The sequence below is a fragment of the Streptomyces sp. NPDC057302 genome, assembly GCF_042667685.1.
Classification (GTDB): Bacteria; Actinomycetota; Actinomycetes; order Streptomycetales; family Streptomycetaceae; genus Streptomyces.
This window is the reverse complement of record NZ_JBHUZJ010000052.1, coordinates 13466-37407: the sequence shown is the minus strand read 5'-3', so window position 1 is coordinate 37407 and position 23942 is coordinate 13466. Positions and strand designations below refer to the sequence as shown.

General features: G+C 71.4%; 2 protein-coding genes. Both read left to right on the top strand.

Annotation, left to right across the window (positions count from 1 at the left end):
* Positions 1–24 precede the first annotated feature (24 nt).
* On the top strand, positions 25–11976 hold the full coding sequence (locus ACFUPX_RS29495) for an SDR family NAD(P)-dependent oxidoreductase (RefSeq protein WP_383329216.1): 11952 nt from the start codon (positions 25–27) through the stop codon (positions 11974–11976).
* 83 nt (positions 11977–12059) lie between these two features.
* Positions 12060–23906 carry an SDR family NAD(P)-dependent oxidoreductase gene (locus ACFUPX_RS29490; protein WP_383329213.1) on the top strand — a complete coding sequence of 3949 codons (11847 nt, stop codon included), beginning with the start codon at positions 12060–12062 and terminating at the stop codon, positions 23904–23906.
* Positions 23907–23942 lie beyond the last annotated feature (36 nt).

Genomic DNA, 23942 nt, shown 5'->3' with positions numbered 1-23942 from the left:
CACGGGCGGGGAGCGGAAGCGCACATGGTGAGCGAAGAGAAACTGGTCGACTACCTCAAGCGTGTCTCCACGGACCTGCACGCCACCCGGCAGCGGCTGCGCGAGGCGGAGGAGCGCGGCCAGGAACCGGTGGCCGTGGTGGAAATGGCCTGCCGCTACCCCGGCGGAGTGCACACCCCCGAAGACCTGTGGAACCTGGTCTCGGCGGGCAGCCACGCCCTGGGCCCCTTCCCCGAGAACCGTGGCTGGGACCTGCGGCGGCTCTTCCACGCAGACCCCGACCACACCGGCACCACCTACGCGAGCGAGGGCGGCTTCGTCCACGACGCCGACCTCTTCGACCCGGAGTTCTTCGGCATCAGCCCGCGCGAGGCACAGGTCCTCGACCCGCAGCAGCGGCTGCTCCTGGAGTGCGCCTGGGAGGCCCTGGAGCGAGCAGGCATCGACCCTCACTCGCTGCAGGGAAGCCGCACCGGCGTCTACGCGGGCGCGGCCCTGCCCGGCTTCGGCACCCCGCACATCGACGCGGCGGCCGAGGGCTACCTGGTCACCGGCAACGCCCCCAGCGTGCTCTCGGGCCGCCTGTCCTACACCTTCGGCCTCGAGGGCCCGGCGGTCACCATCGACACGGCATGCTCGTCGTCCCTGGTCGCCGTGCACCTGGCGGCCCACGCGCTGCGCGGCCACGAGTGCGACCTGGCGCTCGCGGGCGGTGTCACGGTGATGAGCACTCCCTATGTGTTCACCGAGTTCTCCCGCCAGCGCGGTCTGGCCGCCGACGGGCGGTGCAAGCCCTTCGCGGCCGCCGCCGACGGCACCGCCTTCTCCGAGGGCGCGGGCCTGCTCGTACTGGAGCGGCTCTCCGACGCGCGCAAGGCCGGACACCGGGTGCTCGCCGTGATCCGCGGCTCGGCCGTCAACCAGGACGGCGCGAGCAACGGGCTCACCGCACCCAACGGCCCCTCCCAGCAGCGCGTGATCCGCGCCGCGCTCGCCGGGGCCAGGCTCTCGCCCGCCGAGGTCGACGCCGTCGAGGCGCACGGCACCGGCACGAGACTCGGCGACCCCATCGAAGCCGACGCGCTCCTCGCCACGTACGGCCAGGAACGGCACGAGAACAAGCCGTTGTGGCTCGGCTCGGTCAAGTCCAACATCGGCCACACCCAGGGCGCCGCGGGCGCCGCAGGGCTGATCAAGATGATCCTGGCGCTGCGGCACCAGACCCTGCCCGCCACCCTGTACGCCGACGAGCCCACCCCGCACGCCGACTGGGAGTCGGGCGCGGTGCGCCTGCTCACCGAGCCGGTCGCCTGGCCGCAGGGGGAACGCACCCGCCGCGCGGGCATCTCCTCCTTCGGCATCTCGGGCACGAACGCGCACCTCATCCTGGAAGAAGCGCCCGCCGCCGAGGCCGAAGAAGCCGTGGGAGCCGGACCGCGGGCCGCGACCCGCACGGGCGCCCGGAAGGACGAGGGCACCGACGACGGCATCCGGGAAGAACAGCGGCTGTTGCCGTGGGTGCTCTCCGCCCGCAACGCCCCCGCGCTGGCCGCCCAGGCAGAGGCCCTGTCCGGCCATCTCGCCACCCACGCGCAGAGCCCCGCGGCAGACATCGCCGGCACCCTGCTGCGCCGCTCCCTGTTCGAGCACCGTGCCGTGGTGCTCGGAGCGGACGGAGAAGAGCGGGCCGAGGCCCTCGCCGCCCTCGCGGCAGGCCGCACCCACCCCGCCCTCACGCGCGCCGCAGGCCCGGCCCGCCCAGGCGGCACCGCCTTCCTGTTCACCGGTCAGGGCAGCCAACGCCACGGCATGGGCGCCCAGTTGTACGCCACCTTCGACGTCTTCGCCCAAGCCCTGGACGAGGTCTGCGCCCACCTGGACCCGCTGCTCGAACAGCCCCTGAAAGACCTCCTGTTCGCCCCGGCCGACGCCCCACAGGCGGCCGATCTGCACCGGACCGGCGTGACCCAGGCCGCGCTGTTCGCCCTCGAAATGGCCCTGTACCGCCTTGTCACCTCCTTCGGAGTCACTCCCAGCCACCTGACCGGACACTCCGTCGGCGAGATCGCCGCCGCGCACGCGGCCGGCGTGCTCTCGCTGCCGGACGCCTGCACGCTGGTCGCCGCCCGCGGACGCCTGATGCAGGCCCTGCCCGCCGGTGGCGCCATGCTCGCCGTCCAGGCCGGCGAGGACGACGTGCTTCCGCTGCTCGCGGGCCGCGAGGAGACCCTCTCCCTCGCCGCGGTCAACGGCCCCGCGGCCGTCGTCGTATCCGGCGACGCCGACGCCGTCACGGACCTCGATCAGCTCCTGCGGGGGCGCGGACTCAAGACGAAGCGCCTCAACGTCAGCCACGCCTTCCACTCGCCTCTGATGGAGCCGATGCTGGACGACTTCCGCCGTGTCGTCCGCACGTTGACCTTCCACGCCCCGACGCTGCCCGTCGTCTCCAACCTCACGGGCCGAATCGCCGACGCGGAGCTCCTCTCCGACCCCGAGTACTGGGTACGCCACGTCCGCCGACCCGTGCGCTTCTTCGACGGGCTGCGCACCCTCGACGGCCAGGACGTGGTGCGCTACCTGGAACTTGGACCCGACCCCGTCCTCGCCACCATGGTCCAGGACTGCCTCACCCACCCCACGTCGGACGAGGCCGCCGAGCCGGCCGTCGCCGCCGCGCTGCGCGCCGGACACGACGAGGCCCGCACCTTCCTCACGGCTCTCGCCGCGCTCCACACCGACGGGCAACCGGCCGACTTCGCCTCCCTCCTCCCGGCCGACACCGTCCAACTGCCGCTGCCCACCTACCGGTTCCAGCGCAGCCGCTACTGGCGTGCCACCCCCGACGCCTCGGCCCCGGCCCGCGCCGCCGACCTCGGCGAGACCGGCCACCCGCTCCTGCCGGCCGTCATCCAGCAAGCCGACGGCGGCCTGCTGCTCGCCGGGCGCCTCTCGCTGCGTACGCACCCCTGGCTCGCCGACCACTCCATCGCGGGCAGCGTCCCGCTGCCGGGCACGGCCTTCGTGGAACTCGCGCTGCTCGCAGGCCGGTACGCCGACTGCGACACCATCGACGACCTGACGCTGGAAACCCCGCTGCTGCTCGACGACACCGGCACGATCAGCGTCCAGCTCGCCCTCGCCGCCCCGGACGCCACCGGCCGCCGCACCCTGACCATCCATGCCCGCCCCGCCGACGACGCCGACGACGGCGATGCGGACGGCGGCACCACGCACGGCTGGCGCAGGCACGCCACCGGCATCCTCACCACCGGCCAGGCCACCGAACCGCCCGCCCCCGACAGCGCCCCCTGGCCGCCCGCCGACGCCACCGCCCTCGACGTGGACACGCTGTACGCCCGCCTCGACGAGCAGGGCTACCGCTACGGGCCCGCCTTCCGCGCCGTCCACGCCGCCTGGCGGCACGGCGACGACGTGTACGCCGACGTCCGCCTCGCCGACGAACAACTCGACGACGCCGACGCCTTCGCGCTCCACCCCGCACTGCTGGACGCCGCGCTGCACGCCGTCGACGACCTCTACCGTGACCGCGACGGCGACGTGGACGCTCCGGTACGGCTGCCGTTCTCCTTCAGCAACGTCCGCCACCACGCCACAGGGCCGAAACGCCTTCGCGTCCACCTCAGCCCCCAAGGCGACGACCAACTGCGGCTGCACCTGACCGACACCGACGGCGCCCCCGTGGCCACGGTCGACGCCCTGCGGCTGCGGCTGATCCCCGCCGATCGCTGGCGCTCCGCGCGTCCCGCCACCACGACCCCCCTGCACCACGTGGACTGGCAGGAGCTGGCGCTGCCCGCCCCGGAGACGACCGCCGGTGCCTGGGCCGTGCTCGGAGCCGATGACGCGGGCCTCGCCCAGGCGGCGCACCACCGGGGTCTGACCGCCCTGATCGCTGCCGTCGCGGCGGGGGAGCCCGTACCGGACCTCGTCTTCGCCCCGTTCCCCACCAGCACATCCGGCAGCGTCCCCGAGCGTGCGCGGACCCACGCCCACCATGTCCTGGAGCTGCTGCGCGAATGGCTCGCGGCGGACAGCATCGCCTCCGCCAGGCTCGTCATCCTGACCACCGGCGCAGTCGCCGCCCACGCGGACGACGCACCGGCCGACCCCGCCACCGCACCTCTGTGGGGACTGGTCCGCGCAGCCCAGGCCGAACAGCCGGGCCGCATCCTGCTCCTGGACACGGACGCCGCATCGCCCCACGCCCTGCCCGCTGCCTCGGCCGCCGCGACCGCCCACGGGGAGTCAGAGGTCGCCCTGCGCGCGGGCACCGCCCTCGTACCGCGACTCGCCGTCACCGGTCCACAGCCCGACGCCCCCGCACCGCACCTCGACCCCGAGGGCACCGCGCCGCACCTCGACCCCGAGGGCACCGCGCCGCACCTCGACCCCGAGGGCACCGTGCTGATCACCGGCGGTACCGGCGGCCTGGGCCGGGCCGTCGCCCGCCACCTGGCCACCGCACACGGCTCCCGTCACCTGCTCCTCGCCAGCCGCCGGGGCGAGGCCGCCGACGGCCTCGCCGACCTGCGCTCCGACCTCGCGGCCGATGGCGTCGACGTACGCGTCGCGGCCTGCGACATCACCGACCCCGACGCGCTGGCCGGACTCCTGGCCGACATCCCCGCCGCGCACCCGCTGACCGCCGTCGTCCACACCGCGGGCGTCATCGACGACAGTCTCATCGCGACGATGACCCCCGAACGGCTCGACGCCGTCCTCGCGCCGAAGGTCGACGCCGCTTGGCACCTGCACGAACTCACCCGAGAGCGGGACCTGGCGGCCTTCGTCCTGTTCTCCTCCGCCGCCTCCGTCCTGGGCAACGGCGGCCAGGCCAACTACGCGGCAGCGAACACCTTCCTCAACGCCCTGGCCGAACACCGCCGCGCCCACGGCCTCGCGGCCACTTCGCTGGCCTGGGGCCTGTGGGAGTCCGCGTCCGGCGGCATGGCGGCCAGGCTCGGCGACACCGACCGTGCGCGCATCCACCGCACCGGCGTGGCCGGCCTCACCGACGCGCAGGCCCTGTCCCTCTTCGACGCGGCCCTCACGGCCCCGCATCCCACGGTCCTCGCCACCCGCTTCGACCGCGCCGTACTGCGCGGCCAGGCCGCCGCCCACACCCTGCCGCCCCTCCTGCGCGGCCTGGTGCGCGCTCCCCGCCCCGGCACGGCCACCGCGGAGGAGACCAGGACCTCCTCCTGGAGCGCCCGCCTGACCCTGCTGTCGGCCGCCGACCAGGACCGTGCCCTGAGCGATCTGATCCGCGAGCAGATCGCGACCGTCCTCGCCCACCCCTCACCCCAGTCCATCGAACTGGGCCGCGCCTTCCAGGAACTGGGCTTCGACTCGCTGACCGCCCTGGAACTGCGCAACCGGCTGTCCACGGCGACCGGCATCCGGCTGCCCGCCACCCTCATCTTCGACCACCCGAACCCCGGCGCCCTCGCCCGCCACCTGCGCAGCCACCTGCCCGACGCCGACCAGCACACCTCTCCGGCCACGCCCGTACCGGCGGTGCGCACCACGGCCACCGACGACGACCCCATCGCCATCGTCGGCATGGCCTGCCGCTACCCCGGCGGCGTGGCCTCGCCGCAGGACCTGTGGCAGCTCGTGGCCACCGGCACGGACGCCATCGGCCCGTTCCCCGCGGACCGCGGCTGGGACGTGGCCGACCTGTTCGACCCCGACCCCGACCAGGTCGGCCACAGCTACACCCGAGAAGGCGGATTCCTCTACGACGCCGCCCAGTTCGACGCCGGCTTCTTCGGCATCAGCCCGCGTGAAGCGGCCGCCACCGACCCGCAGCAGCGGCTGCTCCTGGAGACCACCTGGCAGGCCTTCGAGCATGCGGGCATCGACCCGGCCACCCTGCGCGGCACCCCGTGCGGAGTCATCACCGGGATCATGTACGACGACTACGGCTCCCGGTTCCTCGCCCGCAAGCCGGACGGCTACGAGGGACGCATCATGACCGGCAGCACGCCGAGTGTGGCGTCCGGCCGCGTCGCGTACACCTTCGGCCTCGAAGGACCCGCCATCACGGTGGACACCGCCTGCTCCTCCTCGCTGGTGGCGATGCACCTGGCGTCCCAGGCGCTGCGGCAGGGCGAATGCGACCTGGCCCTGGCCGGCGGCGTGACCGTGATGGCCACCCCGAACACCTTCGTGGAGTTCTCCCGCCAGCGCGGCCTGGCCCCGGACGGCCGCTGCAAGCCGTTCGCCGCCACGGCCGACGGGACCGGCTGGGGCGAGGGGGCGGGCCTGGTCGTCCTGGAGCGCCTCTCGGACGCCCGCCGCAAGGGCCACAACGTCCTTGCCCTGCTGCGTGGTTCGGCCGTCAACCAGGACGGCGCGAGCAACGGAATGACCGCCCCGAACGGACCCTCGCAGGAGCGCGTCATCCGCGCGGCCCTGGCCGGCGCCGGGCGGAGCCCCGATGACGTCGACGTGGTGGAGGCACACGGCACCGGCACCACACTGGGCGACCCGATCGAGGCACAGGCGCTGCTCACCGCGTACGGGCAAGGACGCTCTGCGGAGCGCCCGTTGTGGCTCGGCTCGATCAAGTCGAACATCGGCCACACGCAGGCTGCCGCGGGTGTGGCCGGTGTGATCAAGATGGTGATGGCGATGCGGCACGAGCAACTGCCCGCCACCCTCCACGTCGACGAACCGACCCCGCATGTGGAGTGGAGCGACGGCGGTGTGCGGCTGCTGACCGAGCCCGTCCCCTGGGCGCGCGGCGAGCGTACCCGCCGTGCCGGAGTGTCGTCCTTCGGCATCTCCGGGACGAACGCGCACCTGATTCTGGAGGAGGCCCCCGAGGAGGCACAGCTCAAGGAGTCGGAGCCCTCGCCGGGTTCGGTGGTTCCGTGGGTGCTCTCGGGCCGGACCGACGCGGCCCTTCGCGAACAGGCGGCCCACTTGGCCGAGTTCGCCACCGACCACGCGGATGAATCTGTGGTGGAGGTCGGCCGGTCCCTGGTCGAAAGCCGGTCGGTGTTCGAGAACCGGGCGGTGGTGGTGGGCCGGGACCGCGAGGATCTTCTTGCCGGTCTGCGGTCGTTGGCGGCGGGTGAACCGTCGTCGTATGTCGTCGAGGGCGTGGTGCAGGGCGCATCCGGCGCCGGTCCGGTGCTGGTGTTTCCGGGGCAGGGTTCGCAGTGGGTGGGCATGGGTGCCCAGCTTCTTGATGAATCCCCGGTGTTCGCGGCGCGTATTGGTGAGTGTGAGCGGGCTCTTTCGCCGTACGTGGAGTGGTCGCTGACCGGGGTGTTGCGCGGGGATGGCGCGGAGCTGTCCCGGGTGGAGGTTGTGCAGCCGGTGCTGTGGGCGGTCATGGTCTCGCTCGCCGCAGTGTGGGCCGATCACGGGATCAAGCCTGCTGCGGTCATCGGTCATTCGCAGGGCGAGATGGCGGCCGCGTGTGTGGCTGGTGCGCTGTCTCTGGAGGATGCGGCGCGGATTGTGGCTGTACGCAGTGACGCGTTGCGGCAGTTGGCCGGGCACGGCGACATGGCCTCTGTGGGTACGGGGGCCCAGCAAGCCGCCGAGCTGATCGGAGACCGGCCCGGAGTATGCATTGCCGCCGTCAACGGCCCCTCTTCTACGGTGATTTCGGGGCCGCCCGAGCACGTCGCTGCGGTGGTCGCCGCAGCCGAGGCGGAAGGCCTGCGGGCCCGGGTCATCGACGTCGGCTACGCCTCCCACGGACCCCAGATCGACCAACTCCGCGATGAACTCACCGAACGGCTCTCCGGCATTCAGCCGACGGCCACCGGGGTTGCGTTCTACTCCACGGTCACCGCCGAACGTACTGACACGACCGCCCTGGACACCGAGTACTGGGTCACCAACCTGCGTCAACCAGTCCGGTTCGCGGACACCATTCAGGCCCTGCTCGAAGACGGCTACCGCCTCTTCATCGAAGCCAGCCCCCACCCCGTACTCAACCTGGGCATGGAAGAGACCATCGAGCAGGCGCAGATTTCCGCCTCCGTGGTTCCTACTCTGCGCCGCGACCATGGCGACACCACCCAGCTCGCTCGTGCCGCCGCCCAGGCCTTCACCGCGGGCGCGGACATCGACTGGCGTCGCTGGTTCCCGAGCGACCCCACCCCCCGCACCATCGACCTGCCCACCTACGCCTTCCAGCGCCAGCACTACTGGCTGGAGGCACCCGCAGGGCTCAACGGTGACGCCGCCGATCTCGGCATGGCTTCTGCCGGTCACCCGCTTCTTGGCGCCTGCGTGGAACTGGCCGAAGCCGACTCGTACTTGCTCACCGGTCGCCTCTCCCGCAAAGCTCCCTCCTGGCCCGCCGATCATGTGGTGGCCGGTGCCGTCCTCGTACCTGGCGCGGCGCTGGTGGAGTGGGCGCTGCGGGCCGCCGACGAGGCGGGCTGCCCCACTCTGGAGGAACTGACTCTCCAGGCACCGCTCGTGCTGCCCGAAACCGGTGGCCTACAGGTCCAGGTCGTCGTGGGCGCGGCGGACGAGCAGGGCCGACGCGACGTACGCGTGTACTCGCGTCCGCAGGAGCAGTCGGGCGGCACCGCCTGGCTGTGCCATGCCGTCGGGCTGCTGAGCCCCGAGCCTGCCTCTGTGCCGGACGAGCTGAGCGGGCAGTGGCCCCCGGCCGGTGCTGAGGCGGTAGACGTCGAGGACTTCTACGCCAAGGCGGCGGAGGCCGGTTATGCGTACGGTCCGGCGTTCCAGGGGCTGCGGGCACTGTGGCGGCACGGATCGGAGCTGCTCGCCGAGGTGGAGTTGCCCGAAGTGGCGGGCGCCCACGACGGCTTCGGTATCCACCCGGCGCTGCTGGACGCGGCTCTGCATCCGCTGATGCTCCTTGAACGGCCCGGAGACGGGAAGCTGTGGCTGCCCTTCGCATGGAGCGGGGTGACGTTGCACGCGGAGCAGGCCACCCATGTCCGTGTCCGGTTGTCCCCTCAGGGTGAGTCAGCCGAGCAGGATCTGCGGGTGGTGATCGCCGACGGTACCGGCGCAACTGTCCTCGGTATCGACGCGCTGACGTTGCGGGCAGCCGACCCCGCTCAGTTGGCGGCGCCGCGCGGTGGTGGTGTGGACGGGCTCTACACCGTGGATTGGACGCCCCTTCCGGTGCCAGAGCGGTGGGACATGCCGGATGCCGGCGGCTGGCTGACACTCACAGAGGGTGTCGGTCCGGCTGGTGTGGTGCGGGCTGGTGGTGAGGCTCCGTGGGCGGTCGTTGCTCCGGTCGCAGCGGCCGCTGCCGGTGATGGTCTCTTGGTGGCTGAGCAGGTGCTGGCCCTGGTGCAGGAGTTCTTGGCGGCGGAGGAGTTGTCGGAGTCACGTCTGCTGGTGGTGACGCGAGATGCGGTGGCTGTTGATCGTGACAGCGCGGTGGATGCGTCTGCCGCCGCGGTGTGGGGCTTGGTGCGTAGTGCCCAGTCGGAGAACCCGGGCCGCTTCGTCCTGGTCGACGACGGGGATCACGACGGCGCTGAGTTGCCGCAGGCCCTCCTCCGTCACGCCGTCGAAGAGCTGGAAGAACCCCAACTCGCCCTGCGTGACGGCATTGTGCTCGTACCCCGGATGATGACCGCAGGCCTCCCCGAGGAGCTGGTCGCGCCGGTCGGTACGCCCGCCTGGCGCCTCGGCACCGCGGGCACGGCCACCCTGGAGAACCTGGCAGTGGTCGACGCCCCGGAGGCGCTGGTGCCGCTGGAGCCCGGCCAGGTGCGGATCTCCGTACGGGCGGCCGGCATGAACTTCCGCGATGTGTTGATCGCGGTGGGCATGTATCCCGACAAGGGCACGTTCGCGGGCAGTGAGGGTGCGGGTCATGTGACGGAGGTCGGTCCCGGCGTCACCCACCTGTCGGTCGGTGACCGTGTGATGGGCCTGTTCGAGGGCGCGTTCGCCCCGCTGGCGATCGCCGACGCCCGCATGGTGGTCCCCGTGCCCGAGGGCTGGAGCCTCCAGGAGGCCGCAGCCGTGCCCGTGGTGTTCCTGACCGCCTGGTACGGACTGGTGGACCTGGGCCGCCTCCAGGCGGGCGAAGCGCTGCTCGTCCACGCCGGAACCGGCGGGGTGGGCATGGCAGCCACCCAGATCGCCCGCCATCTGGGCGCCGAGGTGTACGCCACGGCGAGCCCCGCCAAGCACGGTGTCCTGGAGGACATGGGCATCGACGCCACTCACCGGGCCTCTTCCCGTGACCTCGACTTCGAGGAGACCCTGCGGGAGGTCACCGGAGGGCGGGGCATGGACGTCGTACTGAACAGCCTGGCCGGTGAGTTCACCGACGCGTCCCTTCGGCTGCTCGCCGATGGCGGGCGCATGGTCGACATGGGCAAGACCGACAAGCGTGACCCCGAACAGGTCGCGGCCGACCATGCGGGAGCGTGGTACCGGGCGTTCGACCTCGTGCCGCACGCCGGTCCCGACCGGATCGGGGAGATGCTCGCGGAGATGGGCGAGTTGTTCGCCTCCGGTGTCCTGGCCCCGCTGCCGGTCACCACCTGGCCGTTGGGCCGGGCGCGGGAGGCGTTCCGGTTCATGAGCCAGGCCAGGCACACCGGGAAGCTGGTCCTGGAGATCCCTCCCGCCCTCGACCCGGACGGCACGGTCCTGATCACCGGCGGCACCGGCGTCCTCGCCGCCGCGGTGGCCGAGCATCTGGTGCGGGAGTGGGGAGTGCGGCATCTCATGCTGGTGAGCCGCCGCGGTCTTGAAGCCTCTGGTGCTACTGAACTAGCTGCCAGGCTGAGCGAGTTGGGTGCCGACGTCGCCGTCACCGCAGCCGATGTCAGTGACCCGGAGTCGGTGGCGGAGCTGGTCGGCAAGACCGACCCGGACCACCCGCTGACCGGTGTGATCCATGCAGCGGGCGTTCTGGACGATGCCGTGGTGACGGCACAGTCGCCGGAGGGTCTTGCCCGGGTGTGGGGGGCGAAGGCTACTGCCGCGCGTCATCTGCATGAGGCGACGCGGGGGATGCGGCTGGGTCTGTTCGTGGTGTTCTCCTCGGCTGCCGCGACACTCGGCAGCCCGGGGCAGGCCAACTATGCCGCGGCGAACGCCTATTGCGATGCGCTGGTGCAGCAGCGCCGGGCCGACGGCCTGGCCGGGCTTTCGGTCGGCTGGGGCCTGTGGCAGGCCGCCAGCGGCATGACCGGCCATCTGAGCGAGGCGGACCTGGGACGCATGAAGCGCACCGGGTTCACCCCGTTGAGTACCGGAAACGGACTGGCGCTCCTTGACGCCGCCCGAGCCCACGGCCGCCCCCATGCGGTCGCGGTCGACCTCGACGTACGGTCCTTCGCCGCACAGCCCATCGCATCCCGGCCCGCGCTCCTGCGCGCCCTGGCCACCACCGCCACAGGCGGCCGGAACAGCCGGCGGACCGCCGCAGCGGGCTCCGCCCCGGCCGAGGGTCTCGTCGCCCGGCTCGCCGGACTGCGGCCCGCCGAACGGCGGCGCCTGCTGCTCGACCTGGTCCGCGGCAACGTCGCCGGGGTCCTCGGCCACTCCGATCACGACGCCATCCGTCCTGACACCTCGTTCAAGGAGCTCGGCTTCGACTCCCTGACCGCCGTGGAACTGCGCAACCGCCTGTCGGCGGCGACCGGACTCAAGCTGCCGCCGGCAGTCGTCTTCGACTACCCGGAGTCCGCCACCCTCGTCGACCACCTCCTGGTGCGTCTGTCGCCCGACGGCGACCCGCCGCCCCTCAAGGACGCGGCCGATCCCGTACTCAACGAACTGGGCCGGATCGAGTCCACCTTGGACGCCCTCGCCCTGGACGACGAGGCACGCGGCCGGGTCACCAGACGACTCAACACCCTGCTGTCGAAGCTGAACGGCGCCGCGGGCTCCGCGGCGGGCGTGGCGGACCTCGACGGACTCGACGCCGTCTCCGACGACGAGATGTTCGAGTTCATCGACCGAGAGCTGTGACCTGCTGTTCCTCCAGTTCCTTTCTCTCAGTTTCGTTCTCTCAGTTCCTTCTGGGCCCTTCGCTGATGGAGAAGTGACGTTCGATGTCGACTACTGAAGAAAAGCTTCGTCAGTATCTGAAGCGGGTGACGGTGGACCTCGGCCAGACGCGCCAGCGTCTGCGCGAGGTGGAGGAGCGCGCCCAGGAGCCGATCGCCATCGTCTCCATGGCGTGCCGCTTCCCCGGCGACACCAGCTCGCCCGAGGCTCTGTGGGAACTGGTCGCCGACGGCGGCGACGCCATCGGCGACTTCCCCACGAACCGGGGCTGGGACCTGGAAAGCCTCTGCCACCCGGACCCCGAGCACCCGGGCACCAGCTACGTGAGCCGCGGCGGATTCCTGTACGACGCCCCCGGCTTCGACGCCTCCTTCTTCGGGATCAGCCCGCGCGAGGCGCTGGCCATGGACCCGCAGCAGCGGGTGCTCATGGAGACGGCCTGGCAGCTCCTCGAACGGGCCGGCATCGACCCCGCCACGCTGAAGCTGAGCCCCACCGGTGTCTACATCGGCGCGGGCGTGCTCGGATTCGGCGGGGCGCAGCCGGACAAGACGGTGGAGGGCCACCTCCTGACCGGCAACGCCCTGAGCGTCCTGTCCGGCCGCATTTCCTTCACCCTCGGCCTTGAGGGCCCGTCGGTGAGCGTCGACACCGCCTGCTCCTCCTCGCTGGTGGCGATGCACCTGGCGTCCCAGGCGCTGCGGATGGGCGAGTGCGACCTGGCCATGGCCGGTGGCGTGACCCTGATGTCGACGCCCGGCGCGTTCACCGAGTTCTCCCGCCAGGGCGCGCTGTCGCCCGACGGCCGGTCCAAGGCGTTCGCGGCCTCGGCCGACGGCACCGGATTCTCCGAGGGCGCGGGGCTGCTCCTGCTGGAGCGGCTGTCCGACGCCCGTCGCAACGGCCACCAGGTCCTCGCGGTGATCCGGGGGTCGGCCGTCAACCAGGACGGCGCGAGCAACGGCCTGACCGCCCCCAACGGGCCCTCGCAGGAACGCGTCATCCGCGCCGCCCTCACCAACGCGGGCCTGGGCGCGGCCGAGGTGGACGCGGTCGAGGCGCACGGCACCGGCACCAAGCTCGGCGACCCCATCGAGGCCGGAGCCCTGCTCGCCACCTACGGACGCGACCGGGAAGAGGACCGGCCGCTGTGGCTGGGCTCGGTCAAGTCGAACATCGGCCACCCGCAGGGCGCCGCAGGTGTCGCGGGCGTCATCAAGATGGTCATGGCACTGCGGCGCGAACTCCTGCCCGCCACCTTGTACGTCGACGAGCCCACCCCGCACGTGGACTGGTCGTCGGGCACGGTCAAGCTCCTGACCGAGCCGGTCCAGTGGACGCGCGGTGAACGCGCGCGTCGCGCCGGGGTCTCCGCCTTCGGCATGTCGGGCACGAACGCCCACGTGATCATCGAGGAAGCGCCCGTGGAGGAAGCGCCAGTGGAGGAGGCGCCCCTGGAGGAAACTCCCCCAGAGGCGCTCGCGCCCGCATCGCGGGAACCCGTGGCGAGCCTCCTGGTGCCGTGGGTGGTCTCGGGGCGCGGCGAGGACGCGTTGCGGGCCCAGGCCGCACTGCTCGCCGAGCGCGTGAGCGACGACCCGCGGCTGACGTCGCCCGTGGAGGTGGGCTGGTCGCTGTCCACGACACGGTCGGCGTTCGAGAACCGGGCCGTGGTCGTGGGCCAGGACCGCGAGACGCTCCTCGACGGACTGCGGTCGCTCGCCGCGGGCGAGGCGTCACCGGACGTGGTGTCCGGCGCGACCGGCACCACGGGCCCGGGGCCGGGGCCGGTCCTGGTCTTCCCCGGGCAGGGGGGACAGTGGGTCGGCATGGGCGTCCGGCTCCTGGAGGAGTCGCCGGTGTTCGCGGCCCGGATCGCCGAGTGCGAGCAGGCCCTTTCGCCCTACGTGGACTGGTCCTTGACCGACGTGCTGCGTTCGGACGGGGCCGAGCTGGCCCGGATCGACGTGGTCCAGCCGGTGCTGTGGGCCGTCATGGTCTCGCTCGCCGCCGTCTGGGCCGACCAGGGGATCAAGCCCGCCGCGGTCGTCGGGCACTCGCAGGGCGAGATAGCCGCCGCGTGCGTCGTGGGTGCCATCTCCCTCGAAGACGCGGCACGCATCGTCGCCGTACGCAGTGTCCTTCTGCGGCAGTTGTCAGGACAGGGGGCCATGGCGTCCCTGGGCGTGGACCAGGAGCTGGCCGCCGAGCTGATCGAGACACATCCGGGTGTGGTCGTCGCCGCCGTCAACGGGCCCTCCTCCACGGTCATTTCAGGACCGCCCGAGGGTGTCGCCGCCGTCGTCGCCGAAGCGCAGGCACGCGAGCTGCGCGCCCGCGCCGTCAACTCGGACGTCGCCGGCCACGGCCCGCAGATCGACCAGCTCCGCGAGGAACTCACCGAGCGGCTCTCCGGCATCCGGCCCGCCGGGACCGATGTCGCCTTCTACTCCACCGTCACCGCGGGGCACCTCGCCGACACCACCACCCTGGACACCGAGTACTGGGTGACGAACGTGCGTCAGCCGGTGCGCTTCGCGGACACGGTCGACGCCCTCATCGCGGACGGCTACCGCCTCTTCGTCGAGGTCAGCCCCCACCCCGTACTCAACCTGGCGATGGAGGGCCTCTTCGAGCGTGCGGACGTGTCCGCCACGGTGGTGCCGACCCTGCGCCGTGACCACGGCGACGCGACCCAGCTGGCCCGCGCCGCGGCGCAGGCCTTCGCGGCGGGCGCCGCGGTGGACTGGCGGCGCTGGTTCCCGGCCGACCCCACCCCTCGCACCGTCGACCTGCCCACCTACGCCTTCCAGCACCAGGAGTTCTGGATCGCACCCTCCAGCGGGCGGGCCGGTGACCCCGCCGGGCTCGGCCTCGCCGCGTCGGGCCACCCGCTCCTGGGCGCGTCCGTGGGCCTCGCCAGCGGGGACGTACATCTGCTGAGCGGCAGGGTGTCCCGGCAGTCGGCCTCCTGGCTGGACGACCACGTCGTGGCCGGCCACGCCCTTGTGCCCGGCGCGGCGCAGGTGGAGTGGGTGCTGCGGGCCGCCGACGAGGCGGGCTGCCCCGCCCTGGAGGAGCTGACGCTCCAGACGCCGCTCGTCCTGCCCGAATCCGGCGGCCTGCAGATCCAGGTCGTCGTGGCAGCGGCCGAGGCAGGCGGGCGACGCGACGTTCAGGTGTTCTCCCGCCCCGACGACGACACCTTCACCGCGTCGCAGCCGTGGACCTGCCACGCGACCGGTGTGCTCGGCCCCGAGCAGACGGACGAAGCGGCCGAGGCCCTGGACGGAGCGTGGCCCCCGCCCGGAGCCGAGTCGGTGGACGTCGCCGACCTCTACGCGCAGGCCGACCGGACCGGATACGGATACGGTCCCGCGTTCCGCGGGGTGCGGGCGCTGTGGCGCCACGGCAAGGACGTTCTCGCCGAGGTGACGCTGCCCAAGGAGGCCGGCGACCCGGACGGGTTCGGTATCCACCCGGCCCTCCTCGACGCGGTCCTCCAGCCCGCCGCACTGCTGCTCTCGCCCACCGACAGCGGGCAGATCTGGCTGCCATTCGCCTGGAACGACACCGCGCTGCACGCGGTGCGGGCCACCACGGTCCGCGTACGCCTCACGCCGCTCGGCGAGCGGGTGGACCAGGGGCTGCGGATCACCGTGGCCGACGCCGTCGGCGCCCCGGTGCTCACCGTGCGCGACCTGCGCTCACGCCCGACCGACACCGGCCGCCTCGCCGCCGCGGGGACCCGCGACCGGCACGGCCTGTTCGACCTGGAGTGGATCGCGCCTGAAGGCGCCGATGGGGTGCTCCAGGCCACGCACGACGACTGGGTGACGCTCGGCCAGGAGACCACCGCCCTCACCGACCTGGTGGCGTCCGTCGCGGCAGGCGCCCCGGTGCCGTCGCTGGTGGCCAGCTCCGTCGAGCCCGGCCCGGACGACGACGGCCTGTCACTCGCCACCCGCGTCCTGAGCCTCGCACAAGCCTGGCTCGACTCACCTCAACTCACCGACTCACGCCTCGTGTTCGTGACACGAGGCGCCATGGCCGTGGACGGCGACAGTACTGTGGACGCGGCGGCCGCAGCTGTCTGGGGCCTCATCCGCAGTGCCCAGACGGAACACCCCGACCGCTTCACGCTGATGGACCTCGGCCCGCACGACGAGCTGCCCACAGCCATGGCCGCCGCCCACCTGGGCGAGCCCCAACTCGCCGTGCACAACGGTGAGATACGCGTGCCCCGCTTGACCCGCGCCACGACCGCGGCACCGAGTGAGGAGCTCGACACGGCCGAGGGGCTCGACCCCGAAGGCACCGTCCTGATCACCGGCGGAAGCGGGGTGCTCGGCCGGGCAGTGGCCGAACACCTGGTGCGGGAGTGCGGCGTACGCCATCTGCTACTGGCCGGCCGAAGCGGTGCGCAGGCGCCTGGCAGCGCCGAACTGGCCACCCTGCTCACTGAGTTGGGTGCCGAGGTCGTCATCGCCTCAGCCGACGTCAGTGATCCGGACTCGGTCGCCGACCTGGTCGCGGCGGTCGACCCGGACCATCCACTGACCGGCGTGATCCATTCCGCGGGTGTTCTGGACGATGCCGTGATCACGGCGCAGACGCCCGAAAGTCTTGCCCGGGTGTGGGGGGCGAAGGCCGCCGCCGCGCAACATCTGCACGAGGCGACACGAGAGCTGCGGCTGGGTCTGTTCGTGGTGTTCTCCTCGGCTGCCGCGACACTCGGCAGTCCGGGACAGGGCAACTACGCCGCAGCGAACGCCTACTGCGACGCTTTGGTCCAGCAGCGCCGCGCCGACGGCCTGGCCGGGCTCTCGATCGGCTGGGGCCTGTGGCTGGCCGCCAGCGGCATGACCGGGCAACTGGGCCAGACGGAACTGGCCCGCATCAAGCGCACCGGGTTCACCCCGCTGAGCACCGAAAACGGACTGGCACTCCTGGACGCCGCCCGCACACACGACCACCCGTACGTGATCGCGGCCGACCTCGACCCGCGCGCCACGACCGGTGACCTCTCCCCGCTGCTCCGCACACTCGCCGCCCCGACGACGCAGCGCCGCGTGGCATCGGCGGGCCAATCCGAGGGGGCACTCGCCGCGCGTCTGACAGGCCTCGACGCGGACGGACGCCAGCAGGTCGTCACCGATGTCGTACGTGAGTACGTCGCGGCAGTGCTCGGCCACGGCTCGGCGGCCCAAGTGAAGGTCGAAACCGCCTTCAAGGACCTGGGATTCGACTCGCTGACGGCGGTGGAGCTGCGCAACCGCCTGTCGGCGGCCTGTGGCGTGCGGCTGCCCGCCACCCTCATCTTCGACCACCCCACCCCCCAGGCGCTGGCCGCCGAACTGGTGCGCCGCCTGGCCGGCACATCCGCTGCAGCGGCCAAAGCCCCGGCGCCGAAGCCGACACCGACCGGCGCCGACGAGCCGATCGCCATCGTCTCCATGGCCTGCCGCTTCCCGGGCGGGGTGACCTCCGCCGACGAACTGTGGAACCTGGTCGACTCGGGCAAGGACGCGATGGGCGCCTTCCCCACCGACCGGGGCTGGGACCTGGAGCGGCTCTTCCACCCCGACCCCGAGCACGCGGGCACCAGCTACGCCGACCAAGGCGGATTCCTCCCCGACGCGGGCGACTTCGACGCCGCGTTCTTCGGGATCAACCCGCGCGAGGCCCTGGCGATGGACCCGCAGCAACGGCTGCTCCTCGAGACGTCCTGGGAGGTGTTCGAGCGTGCGGGCATCGACCCGACCACGCTCAAGGGCAGCCTGACCGGTACGTACGTGGGCGTGATGTACCACGACTACGCCAAGTCGTTCCCCGAAGCCGACGCCCAACTGGAGGGGTACGCCTACCTGGCGAGCTCGGGCAGTGTGGTGTCGGGTCGGGTTTCCTACACCTTGGGCCTGGAGGGTCCTGCGGTGACGGTGGACACGGCGTGTTCTTCCTCGTTGGTGTCGATCCACTTGGCGGCGCAGGCGTTGCGTCAGGGCGAGTGCAATCTCGCCCTCGCGGGCGGCGTGACCGTCATGGCCGACCCCGACGTGTTCGCGGGCTTCTCACGTCAGCGAGGCCTCGCCCCCGACGGCCGCTGCAAGCCGTACGCCGCCGCAGCCGACGGGGTCGGCTTCTCCGAGGGCGTCGGCATGATCCTGCTCGAACGCCTCTCGGACGCACGCCGGCACGGGCACCAGATACTCGCGGTGGTGCGCGGATCGGCGGTGAACCAGGACGGTGCGAGCAATGGTCTGACGGCTCCGCATGGTCCGTCGCAGGAGCGGGTGATTCGTCAGGCGTTGGCCAGTGGCCGTCTGGCGGCGGCTGAGGTGGACGCGGTCGAGGGTCATGGCACGGGTACGACGTTGGGTGATCCGATTGAGGCGCAGGCGTTGTTGGCGACGTATGGGCAGGGTCGGTCGGTGGAGCGTCCGTTGTGGCTGGGTTCGGTGAAGTCGAACATTGGTCATACGCAGGCTGCGGCGGGTGTGGCGGGTGTCATCAAGATGGTGATGGCGATGCGGCATGGTGTGGTGCCGGGGAGTTTGCATGTGGATGAGCCGTCGCCGCATGTGGATTGGGATGCGGGTTCGGTGCGGTTGGCGGACGAGTCGGTGCCGTGGCCGGAGGTGGATCGTCCGAGGCGAGCGGGTGTCTCCTCCTTCGGCGCCTCGGGAACCAACGCCCACCTGATCATCGAGTACGTTCCCGAGTCGACGGATGGCTCGGAGGCCATCGATACACAGGACGGTGGGGGCACGCTGGTGCCCTGGGTGCTTTCGGCTCGAAGCCCGCACGCCCTGCACAACCAGGCGCGTCGCCTGAGCACCTTCGCCGAAGACGCGTCCCACGCACCGGTCGCCGATCTGGGTTGGTCGTTGTTGAAGTCGCGTGCGGTGCATGAGCATCGGGCTGTGGTGGTGGGTGCGGAGCGTGCTGAGTTGGTGGCCGCTCTGGAGGCGTTGGCCGCCGGTGAGACGCATCCCGCACTGATCGGTCCTAGCGCTTCGCCGGCTGTTGCGGGCGGGGATGTGGTGTGGCTGTTCAGTGGCCAGGGGAGCCAGCTGGTCGGGATGGGTGCTGGGCTGTACGAACGCTTCCCGGTGTTTGCGGGGGTGTTCGATGAGGTGTGTTCCCTTGTGGAGGGGGAGTTGGGGGTTGGGTCGGGGGCTCTGCGGGAGGTGGTTTTCCGTGGCCCTGCCGAGCGGTTGGATCACACGATGTGGGCGCAGGCGGGGTTGTTTGCGCTGCAGGTGGCTTTGGCTCGGTTGTGGGAGTCGGTGGGGGTGCGTCCCGATGTGGTGATCGGGCATTCCATCGGGGAGATCGCGGCTGCTCATGTGGCGGGAGTTTTCGATCTGGCTGATGGGTGCCGTGTGGTGGGTGCGCGGGCCCGGTTGATGGGTGGGTTGCCTGCGGGTGGTGCGATGTGTGCGGTGCAGGCGACACCTGAGGAGTTGTCCGATGGGCTTGAGGGTTCGGGTGTGAGTGTGGCGGCTGTCAATACGCCTGAGTCCACGGTGATTTCGGGTGCGACAGCAGATGTTGAGCGGATCGCCGAAGTGTGGAGGGGGCGGGGGCGCAAGACGAAGGCCCTGAAGGTCAGCCACGCTTTCCACTCCGCGTTGATGGAGCCGATGCTGGAGGAGTTCACCGAGGCGATCGGCACGGTGGAGTTCAAGGCACCGGTCATTGAGCTGATCAGCAATGTGTCTGGTCTGCCTGCGGGCGAGGAGATCACGTCCCCGGAGTATTGGGCTCGGCACGTGCGGCAGGCGGTGCTGTTCCAGCCCGCGATCGCCCAAGTGGCCGAGCGCGCCGGTGTGTTTGTCGAGCTGGGCCCGGCGCCGGTACTGACCACCGCCGCCCAGCACACCCTGGACGATGCGGTCCGGGGCGATGGGTCCGAGCCGGTTCTTGTGTCCTCGCTGGCGGGAGAGCGGCCGGAGGATGAGGCGTTCTTGCAGGCGATGGCCCGCCTGCACACGGCGGGGATGGCGGTGGACTGGACCGGCTGGTTCCCGTCTGATCCTGCGCCTCGTGTTGTCGATTTGCCGACGTATGCGTTTCAGCGGGAGCGGTTTTGGCTGGCGGGTAGGTCTGGTGGTGGGGATGTTGCGGGTCTGGGGTTGGTGGCGGCTGGGCATCCGTTGTTGGGTGCGGCGGTGGAGTTCGCTGACCGGGGTGGTTGTCTGCTGACGGGTCGGGTGTCGCGGTCAGGTGTGTCGTGGCTGGGCGACCACGTCGTGGCGGGCACGGTGTTGGTGCCGGGTGCGGCGTTGGTGGAGTGGGCGCTGCGGGCCGGTGATGAGGTCGGCTGTGCGCTGCTGGAGGAGTTGATGTTGCAGGCGCCCGTGGTGGTGCCTGAAGCATCCGGGCTGCGGGTGCAGGTCGTCGTGGACGCTCCTGCGGAAGACGCACGCCGCGAGGTGCGGATCTACAGCCGCGCCGACGCGGAAGCCGGGGCCGACGACTCCTGGGTGTGCCACGCCACCGGCGTGCTGAGCCCCGAACCTGTCGCTGTATCCGAGGAGATGAGCGGCCAGTGGCCGCCCGCCGATGCCGAACCCGTCGATGTGGAGGGCTTCTACGCGCAGGCGGCGGAGGCCGGCTACACGTATGGGCCGTCGTTCCAGGGGCTGCGCAAGGTGTGGCGGCACGGCAAGGACCTGTTGGCCGAAGTCGCCTTGCCGGAGGCCGCAGGCGTCCACGACGGCTATGGCATCCACCCCGCACTACTGGACGCAGCGCTCCACCCGGCCCTGGCCGCCCGCTTCCAGGAGGGCACTGACGGCGACGACCAGATCCACGTGCCCTTCGCGTGGAGCGGCGTATCGCTTCAGGCGGTGGAAGCCACGACCGTCCGCGTACGGCTCCGCCCGGCCGGCGAGAGCGCAGAGCAGGGACTGCAGCTGACGGTCACCGACGCGACCGGCGGCTCGGTCCTGAGCGTCGATGCAGTACAGACACGCCCCGTGAGGCCCGGCCAGCTTCTGGCTGCCCAACAGCGTGATGTGCGCGGCCTGTTCACGGTGGATTGGACGCCGCTTCCGGTGCCTGAGCTGCTGGATGTGTCGGATACCGGTGGTTGGGTGAGGCTCGCAGAGGGTGTGGGTCTGGCTGGTCTGGTGCGGGCTGGTGGTGAGGCTCCGTGGGCGGTCGTTGCTCCGGTCGAAGCGGTCGCTGCCGGTGATGGTCTTCCGGTGGCTGAGCGGGTGTTGGCTCTGGTGCAGGAGTTCTTGGCGGCGGAGGAGTTGTCGGAGTCGCGTCTGCTGGTGGTGACCCGGGGTGCGGTGTCTGTTGATGGTGACAGCACAGTGGATGCGTCTGCCGCTGCTGTGTGGGGTCTGGTGCGTAGTGCCCAGTCGGAGAACCCGGGCCGCTTCGTCCTGGTCGACGACATGGACTACGACGGCGCTGAGTTGCCGCAGGCCCTCCTTCGTCACGCCGTCGAAGAGCTGGACGAACCCCAACTCGCCCTGCACGAAGGCCGCGTGTACGTACCTCGACTGACCCAGGCACGTCGGTCGGACGCACTGATCGCCCCGCCCGGCGAACCGGCGTGGCGCCTCCAGATGCTGACGGGAGGCTCGCTCGAGGACCTGTCAGTGGTCGCCTGCCCCCAGGTCCTTGAGCCCCTGGCACCCGGGCAGGTCCGGGTCTCGGTGAACATCGCGGGAGTCAACTTCCGTGACGTACTGGTCGCGTTGGGCATGGTCTCCGCGTACGGAGCCATGGGCGGTGAAGGCGCTGGTGTCGTGACGGAGGTCGGCTCCGGGGTCACACACCTGTCGGCAGGAGACCGCGTCATGGGTGTGTTCGAGGGCGCGTTCGGCTCCTTGGTGGTCGCCGAGGCGCAGATGGTCACCCCCATCCCGCCGGGATGGGACGTGCGCGAGGCGGCGGGTGCCCCCGTGGCGTTCCTGACGGCTTGGTACGGCTTGGTGGAGTTGGGTCGTCTGCGGGCGGGCGAGTCGGTGTTGATCCATGCCGGTACGGGTGGTGTGGGGATGGCGGCGGTGCAGATCGCGCGTCATCTGGGTGCTGAGGTGTATGCCACGGCGAGTCCTGCCAAGCATGGCGTGTTGGAGGGCATGGGTGTCGATGCCGCTCATCGTGCTTCCTCGCGCGATCTCGATTTCGAGGAGTCGATTCGCCGGGCCACTGGTGGGCGAGGTGTCGACGTCGTACTCAACAGCCTGACCGGCGAGTTCATCGACGCCTCGCTGCGACTCCTGGCGGACGGCGGCCGGTTCCTGGAAATGGGCAAGACGGATGTGCGCGACTCCGAAGAGGTCTGTGCCACGCGTTCCGGAGTGACCTATCAGGTCTACGACTTGATCGCGGATGCGGGCGTGGAGCTGATCGGACGGATGCTGGAGCACCTCGCCGAGTTGTTCACCTCAGATCGGCTTAAGCCGCTCCCGGTACGTTCCTGGCCGTTGGACAAGGCGCGGGAGGCGTTCCGGTTCATGAGCCAGGCGAAGCACACGGGCAAGCTGGTCCTTGAGGTCCCGCCTGCCCTCGATCCCGAGGGCACGGTGCTGATCACCGGTGGTACCGGTGCGCTGGGGCAGCAGGTCGCCGAGCATCTCGTACGGGAATGGGGAGTACGGCACCTGCTGCTCACCAGCCGGCGTGGCATCGAAGCGCCTGGGGCCGAAGAGCTTGCCGACAAGTTGGGCGGGCTGGGAGCCGAGGTCTCCATCGTGGCGGCCGATGTCAGCGACGCCGACTCGGCTGCCGAGCTGGTGGGGAAGACGGACCCCGCCCACCCGCTCACCGGCGTGATCCATGCCGCGGGTGTGGTGGAGGACGCGGTGGTGACGGCGCAGACTGCCGATGGTCTTGCCCGGGTGTGGGGGGCGAAGGCCGGTGCCGCGCATCATCTGCACGAGGCGACACGAGAGCTGCGGCTGGGTCTGTTCGTGGTGTTCTCCTCGGCTGCCGCGACACTCGGCAGCCCGGGCCAGGCCAACTACGCGGCGGCGAACGCCTACTGCGACGCCTTGGTCCAGCAGCGCCGGGCCGACGGCCTGGCCGGGCTTTCGGTCGGCTGGGGCCTGTGGCAGACGTCGAGTGGAGCGTCGGGCGGTATGACCGCCGGGCTGAGCGACACCGACGTCGCCCGGATGGGCCGCAGCGGGGTCAAGGCCATGAGCAGCGAACAAGGCCTGGCCCTGCTGGACGCCGCGCACCGGCACGGTCGCCCCCACCTCGTGGGACTCAACCTCGACCTGCGGACTCTGGCCACCCACCCCGTGGACACCCGTCCCACCCTCCTGCGCGGCCTCGCCGCCCCCGTCAAGGGCGGCTCGAACAGGCCGACCGCGACGGCTGGCGGGCAGCCCGCGGATCTGGCCGGCCGACTGGCCGCCCTGCCGCCGTCCGACCGGCACCACGCGCTGGTGAGGATCATCCGGGAGCAGGCCGCCACCGTCCTTGGGCAGCACACCGACAGCCTCACCACGGGCAGCACCTTCAAGGAACTCGGCTTTGACTCCCTCACCGCGGTCGAACTGCGCAACAGGATGTCCGCCGCCACAGGCCTGCGCCTGCCTGCCGGGCTCGTCTTCGACTACCCGGACGCCGACACACTGGCCGACCACCTCGGTGAGCAACTCGCTCCCGACGGTCATGCACCTGCCGGGCAGGAAGCCACTGACCCGATCCTCCGGGAGATGGCCAAACTCGAGAACACCCTGTCCTCCGCCCTCATCGAGCACCTCGACGCCGACGCGGTCACGGCCCGGTTGGAAGCCCTCCTGTCGAAGTGGAAGGCGGCCGGCGCGTCGCACGACTCGGGCAGTGCGAAGGAACAGCTCCAGGTCGCCACGACCGACCAGGTCCTCGACTTCATCGACAAAGAACTGGGTGTGTGATCCGACCGTGCAGGGCGCGACAACCACGCTGAAGGC